General features: G+C 47.0%; 1 protein-coding gene. It reads right to left on the bottom strand.

All coding sequences use genetic code 11. The features are described from left to right. Positions 1 to 270 (bottom strand): hypothetical protein (locus AC6UDF_RS07225; protein WP_500724198.1); only part of this gene is annotated, 270 nt, incomplete at both ends.

Here is a 270-nt window from a genome sequence, read left to right as displayed (position 1 = left end):
GTAATGATATATTCATTTGCCAATTCCGCATCTGTCGGATTGGTCGGCGTCATCTCAAAAACGTATCGCCCTCTGACGACCGTGTCGCCTGTTGTAACTCCGATACCGTTGCCGATCATTGCCTGAATTTCCGGAAGTCTGCCAAAGCGATTTTTCTGGGAATAAAACGCAATCTGAGTTGATGAGATAGTTCTTAGCGTTGCAAATGTCGTATTGTTTTCGGCTGACCTGATCGCCTTCTGAAGTGCCGGAATAGCCAAGGCCGCTATA

It is taken from the genome of Fructilactobacillus sp. X2R6C1, from assembly GCF_059901295.1.
This window is presented reverse-complemented; position numbering and strand designations above follow the sequence as displayed.